We start from the raw sequence: 22,899 nt of genomic DNA, 5'->3' as shown, positions 1-22,899 counted from the left end.
CCGTGGAACTGCGAAATGGAAAGGCGCGTGCTCAAAGACGCATCCAGCGTAAAGCCGCCCGACTCCTCAAGACGGTGAATCTCAGTGAGCACACGGGTCTCAAGCTCACGCAGCTGCATATACGCAACCTGCAAGAAGTTCCCAGAGCCGCACGCCGGATCGCAGACCGTATCGAAGTGGATACAGGGGTTTGTGGTGCGCGGATGACGCAGATGGGGCGAAACCCGCTCCCCACTAGGTAAAACGCGCCTTATTGTTGACCGTCGAGCCGCATATTCGGGCAGTGCGGTTTCGGCATCTGGTGCAATCGGGAGGTGGAGCCGGGCGACGTGAACCACGACGGGTGTGGCTGACAACGGAGCGCCAAAAAGTTCGGCAAGCGCTAAAAGGTATCGCCGTTTACGACTTGCTATTAGCCCTGATCAGAGCGTGTATGTACGTGACGCAAAGACAGGAGCCGCCACCATGCAATACCCCGAACTCGCAACAGTCCAAGCCCGACTGACCTACCGGTTGGCCAGCTTCCTTCTCGAAAATCTCGCCGCCGGGCACACCGTCGAGTGGATGGACGCATTCCACGCCCAACGCCACGCCGCCGAGGCTCTCGGCATTGCAGACCGCGAGTTGCCGTGGCTGGGCACCCGCGTCGACCCACGCGGCTACAAGTCCTTCGGCAAGCGCCTGTCCCGCAAGATCGTCTGCGGCGACTGCGGACGGCCGTTCGGCCACAAGACCTGGCACTCCGGTACCCCGAACCGGGTCGACGTGTGGGAGTGTCCGACGAACTACGTCAAGCGCGGCACCTGCACCACCAGCCACCTCTACCAGGAGGTGCTGCTAGTGAAGATGGCCGAGGCGTTGCAGGTGCTTGCTGGGCGCAACCGCGCGGCGGTTGACCAGGCCGTGGACAGCCTGTGCGCCACGGGTGTGCAGCGACGCCCATCGACGCTCCACACGGCGATCGACAAGCTCCTGACCGAATCGCCGACGCAGCTTGCGCTCCACATCCCGGATTTCCTTGCCGTGCTGGAGGGCGGCTGCATGCTCACCGATGGCAGGCTCGGATTCGTGTTCATCACCGGCGAGGCCGTCACGCTCGACCTCCCGCAACGCTGGAGCCCCGTGATGCGCCCAGGCGAACTCGCAGCTACAGGGCGTTGCTGACCGGGCTGGCGAAGGCTTTCAGGTCTTCCCACGAGTCGGCACGGGCGGTGTCTTGCTCGTAGGCGATCAGGTAGCCCCAGTGCTGACCGGCGTAGGCATCCTCAGCCACCAACCGGCGCACCAGCGCCTCGGCAGCTTTACGCTTGGCCTGCACCCTGGCGTCATCGCGGCCGCGCTCGTCTTTGCCCTCGATGATCCAATGCACCCCGTTGGTGTCCAAGGCCACGAAGTCGGGGAAGTAGCGGTCTTTCGCGTTGTAGTACACGAACGCCTGGTCTTGCGGATGCAACCGATGCCACCACACGATCCCCGGCGACGTGTTGAGCAGGCGAGCAAGCTGGTATTCGCCGGTGAAGGAGTCGAAGGATTCCTCGGCGAATAGCGACTTGAACCAGCCGCCGTAGACCCGGCCTCGCACGAACTGGTCACGACTCTCGATCTGGTTATGCACCTTCTCACCCAACGGGAGCGTGTAGCCGGTGCCTGGCATCGACTTGGGGTGTATGGTCGGCACCTCGCGGGTGGCTCGCAGTGTCTCGGTTGTGTAGTTCTTGATCAGCGCTAGGAGTTCGGCGCGGGCGGAGTCGAGGGATTTGACGGTCCAGCCGGTGAACGTCACGGCACGCATGAACTTCGGCACCAGGAACGTGGCGACGTAGCGGGCGGTCTGTTCGGTTTTGGGCACCAGCGACATGTTGATCACTAGTTTGACCAGCGCCTCCTCGGCGTCGGCGTCGTCGACGTGGACGGAGTCGACTTCGGCGCTTTCTCGATCCTCTGCCCGGAGTTTCTTGCCTAGGGCGGCGATTATCTCTTTGCGCAGCAGCACGTCCCCAGCAGAGGTGACCCGACGCGCCGCTTGCTCAATCTCGGCGTCACTGATTTCTGACAGGTCAATGGGCGGCTGCTGCACAGTCATCGTCGTCACCGGGAATCGGTAGGACACGTCAGCAAAGCTCGGGTTCCGTCCGATCGAAACCAACTCCCAGGTGGGCTGATCCTCCTGCTCGGTGATGGTACGAACCCCGACACCGGGCAAACCCAGATCTTCGTCACCACCGTTGACGGGAACGGTGCCCGGCTGAGGTTCTACGCCACCGGTTCCCTCACCACCGGTACCAGCACCAGGCCCCGGAACAGTCGTAGTCGATGGTTGACCGCCGGTCGCGTCTGTGCGTGCATCTGTGTTGGATTGTTCGGCGGCTTTGCGGATCGCCTCCTCAACCTTGGCTTTGTCGGGTTCGGGGACGGCTTCGTCCAATCCGAACTGCTGCAGCACGTTCTCGGCGTTCAACAATTCGGTGAAGGATTGGTGGGCGATGATGTCGAGCTGGTCGATCTGCCACACACCCGTATACCGGCCGAACGGCAGCCGCAGCCCGCGCCCCATCGTCTGCTGAGTGAGCACCTCAGAAGCCATCGCCCGCAACGTCACGACGACCGCGATGTTCTTGACATCCCAGCCTTCCTTGAGCTTGTTCACACTCACCACCGCCAGCACCGGCGATTCGGGTCGGTCCAATTCGTCGAGGCGACGCTGGGTCAACTCATCCTCGTGCTTGGAGTCCACCTGCAGCACAGCCGAATCCCGGCCGAGGTACTCCGGGGTGCGCAGCAGCTCGGCGACCTGAGTGGCATGCTCAACATCGGAGCAAACCACGAAAGCGACCGCGTTCACATGATCGCGGTTCTGGGAAGCCGCGTACGAGTCATAGTAGGCCTGCTTGAGCGCACGTAATTGCAGCGCGTCACGCAACTGCTGCTCCTCAGAGGCTTCATCGGTGCCATATCCAGTCTTGCGGAACGCCAACACCGGGGCCTTCACATACTTGTCCTGGATGGCGCGGTAGAGCGGGTACTCGTAAATGACGTGATCGGTGGCCTTGTCCACCGACGCGGTCAACCCGATCGCCGCTGCTGGATCGAGTTCCTTCAACGCTGCATTGAACGCGACCGCACTGGCCCCGTACAGGTGGGATTCGTCGGCGAGCACAACCAGATCATCGAGACCCTTGAGGTAGTCGAAGAGCACACCAGCGTTCTCATCAAACCGGCGGGGCTTACGGCGCATCGCGTCCTGGGTACCACCGTGGGTGTCCCCGTCTTCGGACTTCGGTGCGATGAGCTGCTGAATGTTGAAGATAAACGCCAGCATTGGCACTTCACGGCCGAACGCGAGCCGAGCCGGGCCGTTTTGACGGGCCACCCAAGCAGAGTAGTCCTGCGGGGTCACCACTTCAGGTGGCACAGCCGATCCAGTGATGTATCGGGGCGAGCCCGGCGTGAAATTCTGCACGGTCTTTGCCTGCACCGTCTTGCCCGGGGTGACGATCACGACGTTACCGGCACCTTGGCGACGCAGATACTCCACGAAGGCGGCCATCAGATACGTCTTGCCCACACCGGTGGCTAGGTTGAGCACCTGCATCACGGCTGGGTCATAGTCGCCGTCCAGAGTGAAAACCAGCTGGCGCAGTGCTTCCTTGTTCGGAGCACGTAGGTCGAACTCGGCACTGATCGACTCCAGCATGTCGGAGTCAAAACTGATGTTGAGCCTGGTCGCCATCACTGGTCACCACCCTCGCTGTAACGGAACACATCATCGGGCAATGTGACCACCCGCGACCCCTTCACCGCACGGCGTAGATGCTGGCGGACCCCGTCCATCGCGGTGGTTGCTGCTAGCACGATCGTCTCTCCGGGTTGAACTTGGGAGGCCAGCCAGTCGACGATTTCGGTCGTGGCGACACCCTCCACCACCTTCAGCAAGGCATTGCCATGGCGGGCATCAAAAATGTAGTCATCGTTCGGGTGCAACAGTGTGAACCCGAGGTTGGCAGCCACCGACTCGATCAGAGCCTGTCCGGTCGCGGCCGCCGTTAGCATCACCCGGTCCAGTTCAGGGGTGTAGTCGAAACACGCAGGCGAAAGGTGGGCCACCTGGAATCCGCCCCCACCACGCCAGTTCACCACTTCCTTCGTGCGTCTGGTCTTCGATGCAGCCTTCAGTGTCTTCACCTCGACGCTCTTCTTTAGTTCCGGGTCGTCCTTGATCAGCTTGTTGAGCACGCTCGTGAATTTCGCGGCGTCCTCCGGCGAGACTCCATCAGGAAGTCCGTCTTCCGTCGCGTCGACCCGTTCGCCCTTCGTGCGCGTAATTCCACCAGGGTCTTGGTCGTTGACGACCTTCTCCAGACGGGGACGCGTGAACGTGGTGAACGTCGACTCCAGCAATTCGCACGTGACCCAACGCCGACCCATCTTCTGAGCAACTGCAGCGGTGGTGCCAGAGCCGCCGAACACATCCAACACGATGTCGCCAGGACTGGAGCCGGTGTGAAGAATCCGCTCCAGAAGACGCTCCGGTTTCGGAGTGTCAAATGGCGTCAATGCTGGAAACAGAGCTTTCAGCTCGGACTTGGCAGCGCGATTGTGGCCGACATCCTTGTTTTCCCACCATGTGCGAGGATTGTTTCCCTCGGTGGGAATATACGCCTTACGTCCGATTCCTCCCGTCGAACGGATCAGAATCTCCGGGAGCGGATCGCCTGAAATGCGTCGTGCGGCCACCCGCTTACGTGCTTCATCGAGTGGAACATCCAAAACTAGCGCACACACATCATCGGACGCCTTATCTCTAGGTACTCCCTCATTGCTGGCACGCCAATCAGCGTCATGAAGATTCTCCAGCCGATACGGAACCCACCCCTGCAAGCCGTCAAGAATGCGCTGTTGCGAATATCGCCAACTGGCACCTTTAGGAGGGCGCATCATTTCCCCTGTCAGGGGGTTCTGGATCGCATAGCACATGCCTCCCGAGCCGTCGCCATGATTACCCGATGGGTCACCGTCCCACCAAGGTCCGAGGGGGTCATTGTCCGGATTAGAGAAGCGGGCGTTGTCGGCTGCTGTGCGAAGAGCCGTGTTTGGCTCGAAGGCCTCGCTACGGCGGTAAACGATAATGAAATCCTGGTCCACCGAGAAACCCAAACCACGCCGAGGGGAGTCAGCCTTTTGCCAAACAATTTCTGCTTGAAAATTCCCCGCACCAAACACCTCGTCCATGAGGAGGCGCATACGGTGCGCCTCCACATCATCCAGGTGCACCCAGATTGATCCATCTTTCGCAAGCAGCTTCTTCATGTGGAGCAGCCGGTCGCGCATCATGGTCAGCCAGATGGAGTGCTCTAGGTTGTCCTCGTAACTGGCGAATGTTTGCGCGGTGTTAAACGGCGGATCAATGTAGATCAGCTTCACCTGACCCACATACTTCTTGGCTAGTTCGGGCACTCTAGTGAGGGCTTCGAGCACATCGCCGGATTCGCCCAAAATGAGCAAGTTGTCGTCCTGGGGCTCAAGGTCGGCTCGTTCGGAGTAGGCAAAATCATCAGACTTTGGTGTCTGCGCACCTTGCACGTAGTCGTCCAGCACGAGGGTGTGGGTTTCGCAGTAGCGCGGATCAGAGGGGTCAACCCACGTGTAGCCGTACTTCCCGGTCTCAGTGGGGATGAGAGCCTTGTCCTTGTTGTACCAGGTGAGCTGCAGGCGTTGAGCGGTCATCTAGTCGGTTTCTCCCTTCGTGTCAGTGGGGACGACCTCGCAGATTTCGACGACCCCGTCGAACAGGTCTTCCTTCATCGCAGAGAACTCCTGCTCTCCAGTGGAGATGAGATCCCGGAGGTTTCGACGGACCCCTTCCGCATCCCAGAAATGCCCACGCTGTCGAGAAAACACCTTCTGGTATTGATCCGGTAGGTCACTGATATCAGTGACTGAGATTCTTAGGTGTTCCGTGAGAGCAGCGTACATCTGTGTGGTGTAACCGGATTCGAGCAAAGGGTCAGGCGAGTCAGGAATTTTCGGGGCGGGACTCCACGGCAGCGAAGAAGTCCCCAAATGAAGCTTGCCACCACTAATCCTGCCTTCGGCTAACGGCAGGTTGGTAAACAAGTCCAGTTGCGGCTGCGGGGCAAAACCGTCGGCAAGCAGATCCCGATCCTTACTATTTTCCCACAGGATCGCTTTCAGCCATTGACCCACAGCTGAAGGGATTTGCCCTACATCTTGCACATTGATGTTGGCCATCATCAGCTGTGTTTGGAACGTGACGAGCGCGTCGATCCCGATAGGGTCACAGAGTTGTTCCACCTTGCTCGTGTCGAGATGAAGATGGAAGTCTTTGGCCTTCCAATCAGGCAGCTTTCTTTGCCCGTTGAAGAATCGCACAAGGTCGGTCTTGTTAATCCCAGCCCACACTTCGGCTGCAATCGATGTCTTCCCCGGTTTTCTCTTCTTTTCGTGCGCGGACGTTTCGATAAAGACAGTTTCCTGATCCATCACCATGTCGAAGAAGTCCATCATGAAGCCAGTTTTTGTCCGGGCGACGCCTGACATGAAGGGGTGGACGGTTTGACAGAAAGCGCCCAGCGCATAGCGGGGGTCAGAAGATGCTGCCATCTCGTCTCCTCTCCGTCTTCTGTCGTCTTGTCTCGTCTCATGTGTTAGCGACTCGTTTTTCTACCGTGAAAACAGGTTCAGAAGCCGAGTGCAGTTCTTCGGATGAAGATATGTCGATTCTACCTCGATGTGCACGTTTCTGAACAGCAAGTACACGAACGTGGCGCGAGGAGGTGAGAAGAGACATGGGAACCCGTAACACGAAGCAGACGTCTCGACCGGTCGCCAAGAAGGCGTCGGCACTGCTGCGCGACGGTCGCACCTCGGCCAAGATGAAGTCGATCGCAGCCTCGGCGTTGGCTCAGGCCAAGCCGCGTAAGGGCAAGTAGCCCTCACGACTGTCCTGGCGGCCAGACGTCATCCGGCAGGACAGTCTCCACCTTCGTGGCGGCCAGATCCGGACCGGTCACCGGCCGGCCGTCTCACTTCTACACCCGCATGCGTTTTTCAACCGTATTCGGGAGACCTCCGTTGAGCGCTTGACGGGCACCACCTGTATCCGGGTTCACCCCGGGTCGGGTTGGTGCCCGTCACTGTTTGCGCTTAACACCACGGTCTCTCGTCGGTTGCCCTCAACGAGGTCTCCCTTCGCAAGAAGGGAAGCCCTCACGTGGCATTCAACAAGCAATTCACCGTCCCGTACCTGACCCCCAGGGGCAACACCATCGACCTACCTGTCCCTGACCTGCCCGACAGCGAATTTCAAAATTCTTTCTAGAAGCGCTCTTATGCTGGTTGAGTTTCTGCCGCCACTGGTGGGCGAAACGGTTTAACTCTCCCTGCACATGTGAACGATCATAGTATGTCGGCGCAGACATTATGCTCCTCTAAAAGGGGATAAAACTCTTTTATTATGGCAGATGTCCAGGATTCTATTGGCAGGAACCGTTAATAGAATAACGCGCACGTTAAACCCCTCACTCCCAGGTTTTTCTTCATGGAAGAGTGGGGGAGTGAGGGGTTTAGCGTTGGTAACCCGTTATTTCTACGGCACTTTTTGGGGAAGAACGTTTAGGAGTTTTCAGCCCCAAAATTTCTCTGCGAGGGTGCCGTGTCGGGGTTAAATATCAGCCGCCTGAACCTTCAGGGCACGAGCCACGCCGTCGCGCGCTTCCGCAATCTGCCGGCGCAGCGCCGCCGCGTCCTCAGGCAATGACGCCAAATAAGTTTCGGTGCGTTCCAGCAGCTCGGCGGTCGGCTCTGAGGGGTACATGCCGCTAATAATCTGCAAAGAAATCTCGTGCGAACGGGAACGCCACACGCCCTCAACCAGCTCAAAGTACGGCTCAATATACTGCTCGGTCAGTTCCTTCTCGCCAGCCTTAAACCCGGCAATGGCGTACCGCTGGATCATGTTCGACAGTTCACCGGTCACCATGATCTTCTCCCAGTACTCTGCCTTAGCCTCGGCGGTGGGGAACGATGCGTACGCCTGCGCCGCATACTGCTGGCCGTTCGCGGTGTTATCGCGCTCCAGCTCGGCCGCAATCTGCTTGCTGGTGGCCCGCCCGCCGGTTGCCAGGCGGCACAGCAGGTTCCACCGCAGGTCCGTATCAATTTCCAGGCCGTCGAGGGTGATCGACCCGTCGAAGAGGCGCTGTACGTTCTCGTACTGTTCAGCGGTGCGGGTCTGGTTAACGAACGCCTGAACCAGCTGCAGCTGCGAGTCTGAATCCGGCTGAGCGGCGCAAGCCAACGACCACAGGCGATCGGCGGCACGTTCACGAGTTTCATCCCTAAACTCAGGATTAACAAAGGAACGCAGAGCGATGGAGAGGTTACCCAGCTGGGTTCGCAGTGCAGTCGAATTAGTCTCTTTGCCGATATTATTGAGCACAAATTCCACATACTGCCGCGCTGGCATCTGGGCGTCACGCACGGTATCCCAGAGGGAACCCCAGACCACGCCGCGAGCTACCGACGAGTCGATGTCGCCCAGATACTTCACCGCAGTATCAATAGAACGCTCATCCAGGCGAACTTTGGCAAACGCCAAATCTTCATCATTGAGCAGAATCAGGTCGGGGCGTTTCTTGCCTACAGCCTCGGCAACCTCGGTCAGTTCGCCGTCAATATCCAGCTCAATGCGGTCGGTGCGAGTCAGCTTTCCGTCTGTCAGATCGTAGAAACCGATAACTGCACGATGCGGGCGCAACGTTTCATAACCGGCAGCATAGGATTGGCGGATACCCAGAGAAGTAATATTGCCCTCGGCATCATCGGCGACCTCGACCGTAAGTGTGTTTACCCCGGCGGTTTCAAGCCACTTGGCACTCCATGCGCGTACATCACGGCCGGAAGTTTCTTCCAGCTCGACCAGCAAGTCGTCAAGAACCGTGTTACCCCAAGCGTGCTTGTCAAAATACTTCTTCAAGGCCGCCATGAAGTTTTCCTGACCAACCCACGCAACCATCTGCCGCAGCACCGATGCGCCCTTCGCGTAGGTAATGCCGTCAAAGTTCACCTGAACATCATGAAGGTCACGAATCTCAGCCACAATTGGGTGGGTTGAGGAGAGCTGATCCTGCCTATACGCCCAGGTCTTCTCCGAAGCAGAGAACGTAGCCCATGCTTCCTGTGCGTAGCGGGTATTCTCAGCCGCAGCCAGTGTAGACATAAACTCGGCAAATGACTCGTTCAGCCACAGGTCATTCCACCACTTCATGGTGACCAAATCACCAAACCACATATGCGCAAGCTCGTGAAGTATCGTAATGGCGCGGCGCTCACGCAGCGCCTCTGCAACCTTGGAACGGAACACATAGGTTTCAAGATAGGTTACGCACCCTGCGTTTTCCATAGCACCCGCATTGAACTCGGGGACGAAGAGCTGATCGTACTTCTCGAAAGGATACGGCGTCTTGAACTGCTCCTCATAAAACTCGAAGCCCTGGCGAGTCAGCTCAAAAATATCGTCCGCATCCACATAGGGCATCAGCGACTTACGCGCGTAAACACCCAGCGGAATAACACGCCCCTCAGAGTTCGTCAGTTCGCTCGTAACCTTCTCATACGGGCCCGCCACGATGGCTGTAATGTACGAAGACATGCGCGGAGTAGGCTTGAAATACCATGTTTGTGCCCGACCGCAACCGCAGTCCTTGGGCTCAATCTTCACCTCGGGCTGGTTAGAAACCACAACCCAGTGCGAAGGAACACGCACGCTGAACTCAAACTCGGCCTTCAAATCTGGCTGCTCAAATACAGGGAAAACACGGCGAGAATCCGGAACCTCGAACTGTGAGTACAGATAAATTTCACCGTCCGCCGGGTCCACAAAACGGTGCAAACCTTCACCGGTATTTGTATAGAACATCTCTGCATCGATCTTCAGAACATTCTGCGCTGCAAGATTCGGCAGAGCAATGCGCTCCCCATCGGCAAGAGCAGGATCAAGCCGCTCGCCGTTTAGCTCAATCGAATTTACCTGAGAGGTAATAGCGTCAATAAACGTGGATGCGCCAGGCTCAGCATCGAACCGAATCTCAACAATCGACGAGAAAACATCTTTGTCTGTGCGAAGGTCGAGATCAACACGGTAGGTGTGAACCCGCTTAATAACTCCCGCACGCTCAATCGCCTCATCGCGGGTTAAATTTAGACCGGGCATGATTCCCTTTCTCGATATGTGTTTATAAATCTTCCTGTAGCGTTTTGCAGCGGACCTACCAGGAGAAACAGTGCAAAACCAAGCTCAAGAATATAGGCATCAGACAAATTCAGATATGTGTATGTGCCCCGGCAAAAAGTGCCTAGTACCACAGTCTAACGCATCCTGTCAGAGAGCACATTATTACTCATCACATGCGCAAAATACGTGCCGATGGTAAGGGCAGGTGTGGGCAGAAAAATATGTGCCGAAATAATACCTGCCATTGCCCCGATACCGGTTACAGGAATAAGTTTAAATTCGCTACAGTTATAGAGACACAACAGCTGAGGGCGCCCAGAATAGAGACGACTATCGCCGTGCACATTTCGGGAAGCCAGTCCACCACTCACTGCAAAGATATAAATATCCACGCTGTGAGCGCCACGGAACACCATCAGGAGAACCCCTTGCGCGTACATATCGCCACCGACCATGCAGGTCTTGAGACGAGTCAATACCTGATCGAACAGCTCACCGCCGCAGGATACGACATGATTGATCACGGGCCCCAAGAGTACGATCCGCTGGATGATTACCCAAGTTTCTGCATTAACGCCGCCCTTGCCGTTAAACGAGATCGTGATCAGGGGCTTGACTCGCTGGGCATCGTCCTAGGCGGTTCTGGTAATGGCGAGCAGATTGCCGCTAATAAAGTAGAAGGAATTCGTGCCGCACTGGCCTGGAATCACGATACTGCCGCTCTTGCCCGCCAACACAATAATGCCCAGGTCATTGCGGTCGGTGGTCGTCAGCACAGCAATGAAGAAGCACTAGAGATTATTAAGGTTTTCCTTTCCACCCCGTGGACGAACGAAGAACGCCACGCCCGCCGCATCGGTCAGGTTGCCGAATACGAGCGAACCGGTCGTATTGAAGGTAAGCATATCGACTCATAGCACCGTAGATCAGTAAGCCACAGATTTTTTATATGGATGCGGCGGTAGCGTACCCTGAAAAATCGGGGAATAACAAATGTCGCTGCATTCGCCGTTTAGTTTATAGGTATATGAAACACCCCAAGGCGCCGTCCGAATGATAGGCGGTGTACCGTATTAAAGGTGCATCTTCTAAAGTTTAGACCCCAGACGCATGCACCAAAATACAACCACAGACACGCGCTCACAGGAGAATTCCCATGCCCGAAGGACACTCGATACATCGTATCGCCCGTCAATTCAACGATGTTTTCACGGGGGAGAGCGTGCGAGTCTCAAGCCCACAGGGGCGTTATACGGATGGTGCAGCCCTTCTTGACGGAGCCAGCATTCTCAACGCATATGCGCACGGTAAGCATCTTTTCGTGCCCTTCAACAATGAGCTGACCCTCAACGTGCACCTTGGCATTTATGGCAACTGGAGCTTTGGAGGGGACGAAACTTTTACAGGCGCATCCAGCATAGGCGCACCCCGTAAGATCGGCGAAAAAGAATATACGGCGGGGGAGGCCGAAGAATATACCGGACCGCCCGCGCCGAAAGGCACTACCCGGTGCCGCATCGTTTCAGAACACGGTTGGGCTGACCTCGTTGGTCCCACTATCTGCCGAACCTTAAACCCAGACGAAGTTGCCCAGGTACGCGCCAAACTTGGACCGGATCCGCTCAACACCGATGCAGATCCCGAACGTTTCTATGCCGCAGCCCGCAAAAGCTCAAGGCCTATCGGCGTGATCCTCATGGATCAGGCCGCTATCTCGGGCGTGGGCAATATTTTTCGTGCCGAATCGCTTTACCGCCAAGAAATAGATCCTCTTCGCCCCGGTAAGACTCTCACCGATGATGAGCTGAGTAGACTCTGGGAAGATAACAAACATCTGCTCACCATCGGAGTGCGTGTCGGCCGCATCATTACCACCGAACAAAAGGACCGCCCGGGAATCCATGAAACCGAAGCCTGGCCTGAGCATGCTAACTACGTTTACCAGCACCACGGAGAACCCTGCCCCCGATGCGGCACCACCATTCGTATGGAGGAAATCGCGGGCCGTAAACTCTATTGGTGCCCTGGATGCCAGAAATAGCGTTAGCTACGGTCCCCGCAAACGATGCGCACCGAACTTGACAGTCTCCAGTACAGGCAGGTAATCTTATCTAGTTCTTGCGGGGATGTAGCTTAATGGTAAAGCCTCAGTCTTCCAAACTGATGACGCGGGTTCGATTCCCGTCATCCCCTCGGTATACATAAAACGCCTTGGTGCTTTGCACTGGGGCGTTTTCCTTATGCCGAGGGTCTGAAGTGGGAATCGTTTACGGACACGGATTTCGTGCCTCGTTTGCTCGGAATCCGTACCCTTCAGCTCGTCATCCCTTCGATAACAAAGCCTTGATGCTTCGTATTGGGGGCTTTTGTTGTCTCGGGTTTGAAACGGGAACCGTTTAAAGAGCTGGTTGTATATATGCCTGGTACGGCAAAATGAGACAAATCCTGAATGTAAGAAGTCTATATCTATGCGTCAACCTGGCAGGGCTGGGACGTGCAGAAGCGCCCGAATAAGTCGATACGCTTGAATAGATGACTATACTCAGATAATTCCTCAGAAAGACTTAAGGTTTTCGTGTTCTAAATTAGACATTCGAATGTTAGGCATTTATCCTTGTACACGGTAAACTTAAAAACCGAATGCCTAAAAGCATTCGCGTTTCACGGGGCGTGGCGTAGCTTGGCTAACGCGCCTGCTTTGGGAGCAGGAGATCGCAGGTTCGAATCCTGTCGCCCCGACGTGAAGCGGGCGTCGCATGTGCGGCGCCCTTTTCCAGTAACCAACTGCGGTTCACAGGCTTGTGCCGCATTCGACTATATGAGGAGAACACGGACGTGAAGACCGCCGTCGAGAAGCTCAACCCGACCCTCGCGAAGATCGAGGTCGAGGTTCCCTTCGCAGAGTTCAAGTCCTACCTGGACCGCACCTATAAGAACCTGGCTCAGCAGATTAACGTTCCTGGGTTCCGTAAGGGCAAGCTGCCTAAGCAGCTCATTGAGCAGCGCACAGGTTACGACTACATTGTCGAAGCATCTCTGAACGACGCCTTGAACGACTTCTACTCACAGGCATTGGGCGAGAATGAGCTCTCCCCGCTGGCACAGCCCGAACTTGATGTGCAGAGCCAGCCCACGGTGAACGATCGTGAAGCAGACGTGAAGCTGAACATCACCGTGACCGTTCGTCCTGAAATCGAGCTTCCCAACTATGAGGGTATCGAGGTTGAGGTTGACGAAATCAAGGTTACTGCAGAAGACGAAGAGCAGGCTCTTGAAGCTCTGCGTGAGCGTTTTGGTACCTTGAAGAACGTTGAGCGTCCCGCAGCTAAGAATGATTTTGTCACCATTGACATCACCGCTGAAATCAATGGTCAGGAAATTGACGCAGCAAACGACCTGTCTTACCAGATCGGTTCCGGCACCATGGTGGACGGTATTGATGAGGCCCTGATCGGTCTGTCTGCGGGCGAAGATGCAACTTTCGAGACCACGCTTTCCGGCGGCGATCACGCGGGGGAGGACGCAACCATTAAGGTGAAGCTCTCCGCTGTTAAGGAGCGTGAGCTTCCTGAGGTTGACGATGAGTTCGCGCAGCTTGCTTCTGAGTTCGATACTGTTGATGAGCTTAAAGCAGACATGAAGAACCAGGTTGCCGAGGCCAAGGTCTCTGAGCAGGGCGCACAGGCACGCGATAAGGTGCTGGCTAAGCTCATTGAGATGATTGAGGTTCCCGTACCTGAAAAGGTCATTGAAGAACAGCTGGAGCAGCACTTCAACAACCCCGAAGCCGGTGAAGACCACGATACCGAAGAGCACCGTCAGGAAGTTCGTGAGAACACCGAGACCGCCTTTAAGAATGAGATGGTGCTTGATGCTATTGCTGATGCTGAAGAAGTTGAAGTAAACCAGAATGAGATGATCAACTACATCATCACCATGAGCTCGCAGTACGGCATGGATCCGAACCAGTTCGCACAGATGCTTGACGGTTCCGGCCAGGCTGGAATGCTTGTGGGCGAGGTACGCCGCTCCAAGGCTCTAGGCGAAGTTCTTAAGAAGGCTGTCGTCAAAGACACTAAGGGTAAGGCTGTAGACCTTTCCAAGTTCCTCTCTGAAGGTGAAGAAGACGAGAAGTAGTCCTTCTCTCCGCAGATACCTATAACGGATGCGGGCGTGCATGTGCAGGAAAGAATCCTGCGGTGCACGCCCGCATTGTTGTGTTAAGTTTTGGTACATGCCCCAACAGAGGAAATAGATATAATGCGCTGAGGGTTGAGTGACGTTCGCCCTTTGGCGAACTACGGCGAAACTCCGCCCGAATACAGCCGTGACCCGGTATTGTAGTAGCAATGAATATTTTCACGGGCCCGCATGGTAGGGAGCGCGTGAAACCCATCGAGAAGAAGAGGGAAGATGTCTAGCTACATGCCTCTGCCTATTGGGTCTGGGAATAACACCCCGACTATGGCTACGAACCCCGTCACAGGGCAGGAAGATTACGTCTATAATCGTCTGCTCAAGGAGCGTATTATTTGGCTGGGGTCTGAAGTAAGGGACTCAAACGCAAACTTAATTTGTTCACAGATGTTGTTGCTATCGGCTGAAGATCCCGAGGCAGATATTTACCTGTACATTAACTCTCCCGGTGGCTCGGTGACCGCTGGCATGGCTATTTACGACACAATGCAGCTCATTCCGAATGACGTGGTGACTGTAGTAACCGGTATGGCTGCATCTATGGGACAGTTCCTTCTGACAGCAGGTGCCATGGGCAAACGTTATGCGACCCCCAACGCCCGAATCCTGATGCACCAGCCGCTTGGTGGTATTGGTGGTACCGCATCCGACATCCGTACTCAAGCAGAACTCATCTTAGATATGAAAAAACGTCTGGCAGAGATCACGGCTGAACGTACCGGTAAAAGCCTTGAGACCATTCTGAAAGACAATGACCGTGATAACTGGTTTACCGCTGAAGAGGGCTTGGAATACGGCTTCTTCGATCACATCGCACTATCCACTGGCGGTAATCTGACCGCCGAGGGTAAGTAAAGAGGGGAAATACACATATGAACTACCTACCTCAAGATTCTGCACCGCAGATGCCCTCGAGCCGTTACGTGCTCCCCAGCTTTGAGGAACGTACCCCCTACGGTTATAAGCGTCAAGATCCGTACGCCAAGCTATTTGAGGATCGCATTATTTTCTTGGGTACCCAGGTTGATGACGCTTCGGCAGATGATATTATGGCTCAGCTTCTCGTGCTTGAGGCTCAAGATCCCGATCGCGATATTACCCTGTACATCAACTCTCCCGGTGGTTCTTTTACAGCAATGACCGCCATCTATGACACCATGCAGTTTATTCGCCCCGAGATTCAGACCGTATGCTTGGGTCAGGCTGCATCGGCTGCGGCAGTGCTTTTGGCTGCTGGAACCCCGGGTAAGCGTTTGGCTCTTCCGAATGCTCGCGTGCTTATTCACCAGCCCGCCCTAAGCGGACAGCAAGGCGGACAGGCATCTGACCTTGAGATTCACGCGAACGAAGTTATGCGTATGCGTGAGTGGACTGCACAAACCCTGGCCCTGCACTCCGGCAAGACCTATGAGGAAGTTGACCGTTCGATCGAGCGCGATAATATTCTAACTGCTGCTGCCGCTCAAGAATACGGTTTAGTGGATAAGGTACTGGATTCGCGTAAGCTTAACAAGCCTGCTACCAATACTGCTACGTCGCACGATTAGAAATATGAGTGTAGTCCTTTCTGTTGTCTAAACGTATATACGATTACTATTAGGTGCCGCATCCTCAAAATTGAGGATGCGGCACCTATACGTTATACCCCAAAAAGTACATAAAACCTCAAGTTACACAGCGTCATAATTGTCAAATTACATCGAATACGACACGCCGCATCACAGTGACAGCCTGTCTTCACACCTCAGCGAAAAACTAGGGTAGCCTGGTAACAAGCACCTTGTGATAGCTTGCAAACACTCGTAGAAAGGAGAGGGCGCGTGGCTAACACCGACAACACCGGTGGTACGGAAGAAAACAAGAAAACTGTTGCTCCGGGTATGCGTTGCTCATTCTGTTCTAAGACGCGTACCCAGGTTTTCAAGATTGTGATCGGTCCGCATGTCTCCATTTGCGATGAATGTATTGCACTATGCAACGAGATTTTGCATGAGGAACGGCAAAAAACAAAGAAGCCGCAGACCAAAAAGATCAAGAAACTCGCTACTCCTCGTGAGATTTACAGCTATCTGCATGATTATGTGATCGGTCAAGATTCTGCAAAACGCACCTTGGCGGTGGCGGTCTATAACCACTACAAGCGCATCCATGACTTAAACAATCCGGTACTTCACTCCCGAACCCTTTCGGCAACTGCGGGTGAATCCGTAGACCTGGGAAAATCTAATATTCTGATGATTGGTCCCACCGGCAGCGGAAAAACTTATCTTGCGCAGTCTCTTGCAAAGAAGCTTGATGTTCCTTTCGCCATTGTCGATGCTACTACGCTCACCGAAGCTGGGTACGTTGGCGACGATGTCGAGAATATTCTGCTTCGGCTTATTAACGCCGCCGACGGTGATGTCGAAAAGGCGCAGAACGGCATTATCTATATTGACGAAATCGATAAGATTGCCCGCAAAGGCGGAGAAAACCTATCTATTACCCGCGATGTCTCGGGGGAAGGCGTGCAGCAAGCGCTTTTGAAGATTATTGAAGGTACTCTGGCAACGGTTCCTCCAGAGGGCGGGCGTAAACATCCGGCACATACCAATCTTGAGATTGAAACCTCAAATATTCTCTTTATTGTCGCTGGTGCTTTCGATGGGCTGGAAGACAGGATCTTAGCCCGCACCGATCGAACCAGTATAGGCTTTGGGGCCGAGCTGACCGCCGCACCGGATACTGATCAGACGCTTTCGCAGATCATGCCCGAAGATCTGACCCATTACGGTATCATCCCTGAGCTAATCGGTCGTTTGCCTGTGATCTCTACGTTGAAAGAGCTCACCACCGAAGAGCTTGAACAGATTCTTACGAAGCCTAAAAATGCTTTGCTGAAGCAGTATAAGCATCTCTTTGCGCTTGATGGCGTTGAGCTTATCTTTGAAGATGATGCTTTGCACGCGGTCGCCGAGCTTGCAGAAACCCGTAAGACCGGGGCACGCGGGCTACGCTCCATGATGGAGGGTATTCTGCAGCCAATTATGTTTGAGGTTCCTGACCGTCAGGACGTTACCTCCGTGGTAATCACAGAAGATACCGTGCGCACCGGTGCTGAGCCCGTATACGTTCTTGAGGCTGATGAAAAGTCCTCTAAGAGTGCTCGTACTCGCGCCAAGAAGAAGGCTGCGTAGGTTATTCGTGCAGGTGAGAACCTGGTGGAATATTGGAGGTCTCGATGAGGTTTGAACTTATACAATGATGAAAGGAAATACCCTCGTGACAACAACCGTTGATTTTTGGTTCGACCCTACCTGCCCGTGGTGTTGGATTACCTCGCGCTGGATTGGCGAGGTGCAGAAGGTGCGTGATATTCAGGTGCATTGGCGCCCATTCTCACTCGCTGTTCTGAATGAAGGACGCGAGCTTGATCCTGGATACCGCGCTATGATCGACAACACCTGGGGCCCCGCCCGTGTAGTGGCTGCCGCCCGCGAACTCCACGGTGACGACGTTTTGAAGGCTCTCTACGATGCTCTGGGCGAGCAGATCCACCATCAGAAGAATATCTCTGAAGGAGACAAATTTTTGCCTGCTATTGAGGAAGCTCTCAAAGAAGCGAATTTGCCTGCGGACCTGATTCAGTACGCTACCACCGACGAATACGATGCGCAGTTACGCGCCTCGACAGCAGAGGCGCTTGATAAGGTCGGCGATGATGTTGGCGTGCCCCTTCTTGCGATTAACGATGTAGCTTTCTTCGGTCCCGTGCTCTCGCCCTCACCGCATGGTGAAGAAGCCGGTAAGGTCTTTGACGGCGCCGTAGCAATGGCATCGTATCCTGGGTTCTTTGAACTCAAGCGCAGTCGTACCGTGGGACCTATCTTCCACGGTGAAGATGGGTAGTAGATTTACCATGTACTATAGCTGAGCCGTTACGCTTTCTCTGGAGGAGCGTAACGGCTCAGCTATGCGTATTTGAATTAGTTACTCGTTTGCTTTCGCCGAGAACCCCGATGCCGCAAGCGAATATCGCGCATATGGAATGTGCGTGTAGCCGTATAGCTGACCGCCGCATCCGAGGTGAAACCCAGCATGGCAAAAACACTGACTCCAAGCTGGAAGAAAAGCGCGCTCAATGGCATATGCTGGTGCCCCCAGATAATACCGCCAGCGGTTACTGTAAAACTCACCGCAAGGAGTAAGAGAACCAGACGACGAGCCTTCGACGAACCCCGGAGCGTACTCCAGAGCAGAAATAGGTGTACGAGAGAGAAGACAAGAGTTACCGCAAGAAGCACACCGCTAAGCACCGTCAAAAATGTTTGCCCCTGTTCCCCAGCAAGCAAGGCCGTAATTTCTTCACTCGCATCGCTTCTGAGTACCGTGCTGCGTAATTCCTGATGATTAACCACAGTCAGAACAGCGTTGGCAAGCTCTAAGAGAGTTGAAATAATCATCATCACAGAGGCTATCAGCAGACCCGCAGGCATCTCATAAGCTAGGTCATGAGCGCTCGCCAAGTTTAGGTCTTTAACCTGGCGCGGGTCTTTCACGCCCTCATTGCTCAACGTGATAATAGGCAGCGCGCCGTCCGTACGAATTGTATCTCCACCACCGTTTCGGGAGTGGTAGCCGGTCGAAAAATCTTCGAGAATATCTACCCGTGTGATCGGATGCGCATACTGAATAGACTCGACAATATAATCACGCTCAAAATCCGTATCGGCATCGATCCGATGCGTCACCTGTAGGGTGAAAAAGCTAAAACCGACCCCTGAATCATAGGTTCCTGCCGCCAGCCAATCGACGCGATGGCCACCGGGAAGCAGCCATCCATCCGGAGTTCGCCAAAACCGCACATGATGGCGTTTCTCCGGGTTCCCGTCAACCTCCTGCTGATACGCAAAAGACTGTACTCGCCCAAAAATCTTGAGAGGAGATACCGGTGCTTCACTATAGGATTTTCGGGTAATTGTCGAAACAATAATCTTCCAGCTGGAAACCAAGGTGACTTCATCCGCGCGAGTCCAGCCAGCATCCTGCATCACCTGGTGAATTTGCTCTTCTGAGCCGATAATACCGATATTGACGGGGTCGCCTAATAATCCATCCGGGGTGCGGGTGCGCCCAATAAAATAGTCGGGCACATAGATGCGCGTCATGATCGCGTGAAATCGGGGGAGCGTCAAATAAGCGGTGACTGCCCAGAATGAAAGTGCAATCGGAATGCCCCACCAAGAATGTCCCACGGTATTAAGCAGGATCAGAACGGTAAGCACCACAGAGGCTATACCTGCCAGTGTGAAAAAAGCCGTATCCCAAATACCAACCCAGAAGGTCCTCGGAATAATATCCTTATGCTCGCCGCGCGACTCAAAGTCGCCCCGATACACTGGAGGAGATGTTGGAGGCGCGACCGTCACAGGTTTGCTTGCCTTAACATGTTCTTCTGCTACACCCTCATGAATAATGTCAGAAGGTTTATGTGACATGGGGATTCCTTCTGCCTGCATAATCTGTGCGTTTGCGCGTTCGGCGCTTATGTGAATTCTACAGGCTACCATAGGGCGGAGCGCAATAGGGCGTCGTTTCGCTGAACCGTTCCCCACCATATAAAAAAATGCTGGAGCGAAGAACCTAATTCTTCGCTCCAGCACCGAGTATATGCCATGCGGCATATCCAGAAACAACGTGAGAACGTGGCTGTTCTAGAGAGACTACTCGGCAGCTTCTTCTACAACAAGCACTACATCACGAACTTCAAGTTCGCCTTCCGAAGGCACCAGAGAAACCTCGCGAGCGTTGCCCGCCGCCCGCAAATCCTCAAGACCAGACTGGATGCGCTCCAGCTGCTCCTGAGAGGCGGCAATCGTAGCAGACTCAACCTCGGTACGCTGCTTAACCTTTGCATCGCTCTTCGCCTTACGCAGACCGCCGAGTGCTTCTGCGACATCGGGAAGAACCTGCTTGAGGTTCTCAATCTGGGCGGGATTCACATCAGCAAGTACCCACTGTGCCGAAATACCGGCAGTTGGGTTGTTTGCTGCATACTCCGCCAATAATGTACCTTCAAGAACCGGCAGAGCCTGTGGCCAGGATGCGCGGTGCACGCTGCCCGCACGCCACCACGACCATATCTCTTCGGTCACAAACGGCAGGAAAGGCGCGAAGAGCCGCAGAAGCGCATCCAGAGTGGTGGCGAGAGCCGCCAGCACGGAAGCCTGCTCGGTCTCGCCACGAGCGCCGTAGGCGCGGTCTTTAACGAGTTCCACGAAATCGTCGGTGAAAGACCAGAAGAAACTCTCTGCAATCTGGAGGGCACGAGCGTATTCGTATTTCTCGAAAGCTGCAGTTGCTTCCTCAATGAGGTATGCCAAACGCACAAGCAAGGAGCGATCCAGCGCGTTGGTAAGCACCTGCCCCTGAGACTGCGAGGTAATCACCGATTTCTCGGTAGCACCCAAATTCAGCACGAACTTTGAGGCGTTGAGAAGTTTAATTGCCAGGCGGCGGCCGATCTTCATCTGACCTTCGTCATAGGCGGTATCAGCGCCCAAGCGGGCCGAGGCCGCCCAGTAGCGTACCGCATCCGAGCCGTATTTATCGAGTACATCGTGCGGGACGACAACATTGCCCTTGGACTTCGACATTTTCTTGCGGTCGGGGTCAAGAATCCATCCCGACAGTGCGGTGTTATACCAAGGTACAGAGGATGCAAGGGTCTCGGCGCGTACGGTGGTGGAGAAAAGCCAGGTACGAATAATATCGTGTCCCTGCGGGCGAAGATCCATCGGGAAGGTCTTCGCGTGCAGTTCAGGATCTGTAGCCCAGCCGGTTGCAATTTGCGGGGTGAGTGAAGAAGTAGCCCAGGTATCGAGAACATCTGGATCGGCAATAAATCCGCCAGGTACACCACGCTGGTCTTCCGAATATCCGGGGGCAGCCTGCGAGGCCGGATCCACCGGAAGCATATCCTCAGCTGGCAGAATCGGGTTCTCATAATCCGGCTCACCCTCGGCATCAAGCGGGTACCAGAGCGGGAACGGAACGCCGAAGAAACGCTGACGGGAAATCAGCCAGTCGCCGTTAAGACCTTCCACCCAGTTTTCGTAGCGGCTGCGCATAAAGGAGGGAACCCAGTTGATTTCGCGTCCGCGCTCAATAAGCTTTTCGCGGCGCTCGGCGTCACGACCACCGTTGCGAATATACCACTGGCGTGAAGCCACGATCTCAAGGGGCTTATCGCCCTTCTCATAGAACTTGACGGGGTGTTTAATCTTTTTCGGCTCACCCTCCATCTCGCCAGTTTCAACAAGCATTTCGACTACGGTCTTCTGACCGGTAAAGACGGTGGTGCCCGCCATGCGCTCGTAGCGTTCGCGGCCTTCGGCAGAGGTAATCCATTCGGGAGTCTCGCGGGAGAAACGGCCGTCACGCCCGATGAGGGCTCGGGTTGGAAGCTGCAACTCACGCCACCAGGTAACGTCGGTGGTATCACCGAAGGTACAGATCATGGCGATGCCGGCCCCCTTATCAGGCTGAGCCAGCGGATGCGCCATCACCTCGACCTCAACGCCGAATAGAGGAGAAATCACTTTCGTTCCGAAGAGCGGCTGATACCGTTCATCATCGGGATGCGCCACCAACGCCACGCATGAAGGCAACAACTCGGGACGGGTAGTCTCAATCCAGACTTTTTCGCCATTTTCGCGGTGGAAGCTTATACGGTGGTAGGCTCCGTCGCGTTCCTTATCTTCAAGCTCGGCCTGCGCTACGGCGGTTCGGAAGGTAACGTCCCACATAGTCGGAGCCTCCGCCATATAAGCATTACCCGCCTCAAGGTCTTTGAGGAATGCAAGCTGTGAGACTTTGCGTGAATGCGCATCTATGGTGCGGTAGGTATGGGACCAGTCGACGGAAAGCCCCAGGGCTGTGAAAAGATGCTCGAAAACTTTCTCGTCTTCAACAGCGAGTTCTTCACATAGCTCAATGAAGTTATTGCGTGAAATACGTGGCCACTTTGCTTGGCTGCGGTCGGGTTTGGGCGAGCCATCGGCCTTGAGCGGAATCAGCTGGCGAAAATCTGGGCTATCGGGAACGGAAGGGTCGCACAGCACACCGTAGTAGTTTTGTACGCGACGTTCGGTGGGTAGACCGTTATCATCCCAGCCCAAAGGATAGAAGACATTCTTACCGCTCATACGCTGGTAGCGGGCAATAACGTCGGTTTGAGTATAGGAGAACATATGCCCCACATGGAGCGAGCCGGACGCGGTCGGCGGTGGGGTATCAATCGAATAAACCTGTTCGCGCGTCGTGTTCTCGTCGAAGGTGTAAGTTTTCTGCTGTGCCCAGCGTTCGGAGAGTTTCTCTTCGAGGCCTTCAAGCGCGGGACGATCAGGAACGTTAATCTGTGCGGGCGAGTCTGAGCCCTGAGTATTTTCAGCCATAGGGGCTATTTTCTC

At 55.0% G+C, this 22,899-nt stretch carries 17 protein-coding genes and 2 tRNA genes; 11 read left to right on the top strand and 8 right to left on the bottom strand.

What is annotated here, in order from left to right:
• On the bottom strand, positions 1-356 hold a 356-nt coding region (locus tag HMPREF2609_RS11005), incomplete at its 3' end, for a DNA methyltransferase (RefSeq protein ID WP_210391440.1).
• A gap of 109 nt (positions 357-465) precedes the next feature.
• Here HMPREF2609_RS11005 and HMPREF2609_RS00215 point away from each other — a divergent pair.
• Positions 466-1,164 carry a recombinase zinc ribbon domain-containing protein gene (locus tag HMPREF2609_RS00215; protein WP_070534432.1) on the top strand — a complete coding sequence of 233 codons (699 nt, stop codon included), beginning with the start codon at positions 466-468 and terminating at the stop codon, positions 1,162-1,164.
• Here the strand turns inward: HMPREF2609_RS00215 and HMPREF2609_RS00210 are convergent.
• From HMPREF2609_RS00210 to HMPREF2609_RS00200, 3 genes are read right to left on the bottom strand one after another with little or no spacing between them, the layout of a single operon-like run.
• Positions 1,148-3,730: a DEAD/DEAH box helicase gene (locus HMPREF2609_RS00210; RefSeq protein ID WP_070534431.1), complete on the bottom strand. Its 2,583-nt coding sequence runs from the start codon at positions 3,728-3,730 to the stop codon at positions 1,148-1,150. The genes HMPREF2609_RS00215 and HMPREF2609_RS00210 overlap by 17 nt on opposite strands.
• A complete protein-coding gene (locus tag HMPREF2609_RS00205; protein WP_070534430.1) occupies positions 3,730-5,724 on the bottom strand; it encodes a site-specific DNA-methyltransferase in 1,995 nt (664 codons plus the stop codon). The genes HMPREF2609_RS00210 and HMPREF2609_RS00205 overlap by 1 nt, the downstream gene beginning before the upstream one ends.
• Entirely contained in the window at positions 5,725-6,621 is an 897-nt protein-coding gene (locus HMPREF2609_RS00200; RefSeq protein WP_070534429.1) for an ABC-three component system protein, read from the bottom strand. It abuts the gene before it with no gap.
• 185 nt (positions 6,622-6,806) lie between these two features.
• Between HMPREF2609_RS00200 and HMPREF2609_RS10835 the strand changes: the two genes are divergently transcribed.
• The gene (locus HMPREF2609_RS10835; RefSeq protein ID WP_168162140.1) at positions 6,807-6,950 is read left to right on the top strand and encodes a hypothetical protein; all 144 of its coding nucleotides are present in this window, start codon (positions 6,807-6,809) and stop codon (positions 6,948-6,950) included.
• A gap of 731 nt (positions 6,951-7,681) precedes the next feature.
• Here HMPREF2609_RS10835 and pepN read toward each other — a convergent pair.
• The gene (gene pepN, locus HMPREF2609_RS00195; protein WP_070534428.1) at positions 7,682-10,231 is read right to left on the bottom strand and encodes an aminopeptidase N; all 2,550 of its coding nucleotides are present in this window, start codon (positions 10,229-10,231) and stop codon (positions 7,682-7,684) included.
• A gap of 155 nt (positions 10,232-10,386) precedes the next feature.
• A complete protein-coding gene (locus tag HMPREF2609_RS00190) occupies positions 10,387-10,644 on the bottom strand; it encodes a hypothetical protein (protein WP_141745247.1) in 258 nt (85 codons plus the stop codon).
• 36 nt (positions 10,645-10,680) lie between these two features.
• Between HMPREF2609_RS00190 and HMPREF2609_RS00185 the strand changes: the two genes are divergently transcribed.
• The 9 genes from HMPREF2609_RS00185 (at position 10,681) to HMPREF2609_RS00145 (ending at position 18,337) form a co-directional block, all read left to right on the top strand.
• Positions 10,681-11,169, top strand: a complete 489-nt coding sequence (locus HMPREF2609_RS00185; protein ID WP_048755272.1) for a ribose-5-phosphate isomerase — start codon at positions 10,681-10,683, stop codon at positions 11,167-11,169.
• A 239-nt stretch (positions 11,170-11,408) separates the two neighbouring features.
• Positions 11,409-12,293 (top strand): Fpg/Nei family DNA glycosylase, encoded by an 885-nt coding sequence (locus HMPREF2609_RS00180; RefSeq protein ID WP_048755273.1) that lies wholly within the window; start codon positions 11,409-11,411, stop codon positions 12,291-12,293.
• An 81-nt stretch (positions 12,294-12,374) separates the two neighbouring features.
• Positions 12,375-12,445, top strand: a tRNA-Gly gene (locus HMPREF2609_RS00175).
• A 471-nt stretch (positions 12,446-12,916) separates the two neighbouring features.
• Positions 12,917-12,991: transfer RNA gene (locus tag HMPREF2609_RS00170), tRNA-Pro, on the top strand.
• 96 nt (positions 12,992-13,087) lie between these two features.
• Entirely contained in the window at positions 13,088-14,389 is a 1,302-nt protein-coding gene (gene tig, locus HMPREF2609_RS00165; protein ID WP_048751461.1) for a trigger factor, read from the top strand.
• 276 nt (positions 14,390-14,665) lie between these two features.
• The gene (locus tag HMPREF2609_RS00160) at positions 14,666-15,304 is read left to right on the top strand and encodes an ATP-dependent Clp protease proteolytic subunit (protein ID WP_048751459.1); all 639 of its coding nucleotides are present in this window, start codon (positions 14,666-14,668) and stop codon (positions 15,302-15,304) included.
• Positions 15,305-15,321: 17 nt separating this feature from the next.
• Positions 15,322-15,996, top strand: coding sequence for an ATP-dependent Clp protease proteolytic subunit (locus HMPREF2609_RS00155; protein ID WP_048751458.1), 675 nt, complete (start codon positions 15,322-15,324; stop codon positions 15,994-15,996).
• Positions 15,997-16,329: 333 nt separating this feature from the next.
• Entirely contained in the window at positions 16,330-17,625 is a 1,296-nt protein-coding gene (clpX, locus tag HMPREF2609_RS00150) for an ATP-dependent Clp protease ATP-binding subunit ClpX (protein ID WP_048751527.1), read from the top strand.
• Positions 17,626-17,689: 64 nt separating this feature from the next.
• The gene (locus tag HMPREF2609_RS00145; RefSeq protein ID WP_048751457.1) at positions 17,690-18,337 is read left to right on the top strand and encodes a mycothiol-dependent nitroreductase Rv2466c family protein; all 648 of its coding nucleotides are present in this window, start codon (positions 17,690-17,692) and stop codon (positions 18,335-18,337) included.
• Positions 18,338-18,414: 77 nt separating this feature from the next.
• Here HMPREF2609_RS00145 and HMPREF2609_RS00140 read toward each other — a convergent pair whose 3' ends face one another.
• Entirely contained in the window at positions 18,415-19,998 is a 1,584-nt protein-coding gene (locus tag HMPREF2609_RS00140) for an LssY C-terminal domain-containing protein (protein ID WP_246825519.1), read from the bottom strand.
• A gap of 153 nt (positions 19,999-20,151) precedes the next feature.
• Positions 20,152-22,884, bottom strand: coding sequence for a valine--tRNA ligase (valS, locus tag HMPREF2609_RS00135; RefSeq protein WP_070534426.1), 2,733 nt, complete (start codon positions 22,882-22,884; stop codon positions 20,152-20,154).
• Positions 22,885-22,899: the final 15 nt, after the last annotated feature.

Source organism: Rothia sp. HMSC058E10, assembly GCF_001809415.1.
Taxonomy (GTDB): domain Bacteria; phylum Actinomycetota; class Actinomycetes; order Actinomycetales; family Micrococcaceae; genus Rothia; species Rothia dentocariosa.
This window is presented reverse-complemented; position numbering and strand designations above follow the sequence as displayed.

Bases quoted from the DNA above. Each gene is read 5' to 3' on its own strand.
- HMPREF2609_RS00215 (WP_070534432.1), top strand. From the start codon at position 466: ATGCAATACCCCGAACTCGCAACAGTCCAAGCCCGACTGACCTACCGG.
- HMPREF2609_RS00210 (WP_070534431.1), bottom strand. From the start codon at position 3,730: ATGGCGACCAGGCTCAACATCAGTTTTGACTCCGACATGCTGGAGTCG.
- HMPREF2609_RS00205 (WP_070534430.1), bottom strand. From the start codon at position 5,724: ATGACCGCTCAACGCCTGCAGCTCACCTGGTACAACAAGGACAAGGCT.
- HMPREF2609_RS00200 (WP_070534429.1), bottom strand. From the start codon at position 6,621: ATGGCAGCATCTTCTGACCCCCGCTATGCGCTGGGCGCTTTCTGTCAA.
- HMPREF2609_RS10835 (WP_168162140.1), top strand. From the start codon at position 6,807: ATGGGAACCCGTAACACGAAGCAGACGTCTCGACCGGTCGCCAAGAAG.
- pepN (WP_070534428.1), bottom strand. From the start codon at position 10,231: ATGCCCGGTCTAAATTTAACCCGCGATGAGGCGATTGAGCGTGCGGGA.
- HMPREF2609_RS00180 (WP_048755273.1), top strand. From the start codon at position 11,409: ATGCCCGAAGGACACTCGATACATCGTATCGCCCGTCAATTCAACGAT.
- HMPREF2609_RS00160 (WP_048751459.1), top strand. From the start codon at position 14,666: ATGTCTAGCTACATGCCTCTGCCTATTGGGTCTGGGAATAACACCCCG.
- HMPREF2609_RS00155 (WP_048751458.1), top strand. From the start codon at position 15,322: ATGAACTACCTACCTCAAGATTCTGCACCGCAGATGCCCTCGAGCCGT.
- clpX (WP_048751527.1), top strand. From the start codon at position 16,330: ATGCGTTGCTCATTCTGTTCTAAGACGCGTACCCAGGTTTTCAAGATT.
- HMPREF2609_RS00145 (WP_048751457.1), top strand. From the start codon at position 17,690: ATGATGAAAGGAAATACCCTCGTGACAACAACCGTTGATTTTTGGTTC.
- HMPREF2609_RS00140 (WP_246825519.1), bottom strand. From the start codon at position 19,998: ATGGTAGCCTGTAGAATTCACATAAGCGCCGAACGCGCAAACGCACAG.
- valS (WP_070534426.1), bottom strand. From the start codon at position 22,884: ATGGCTGAAAATACTCAGGGCTCAGACTCGCCCGCACAGATTAACGTT.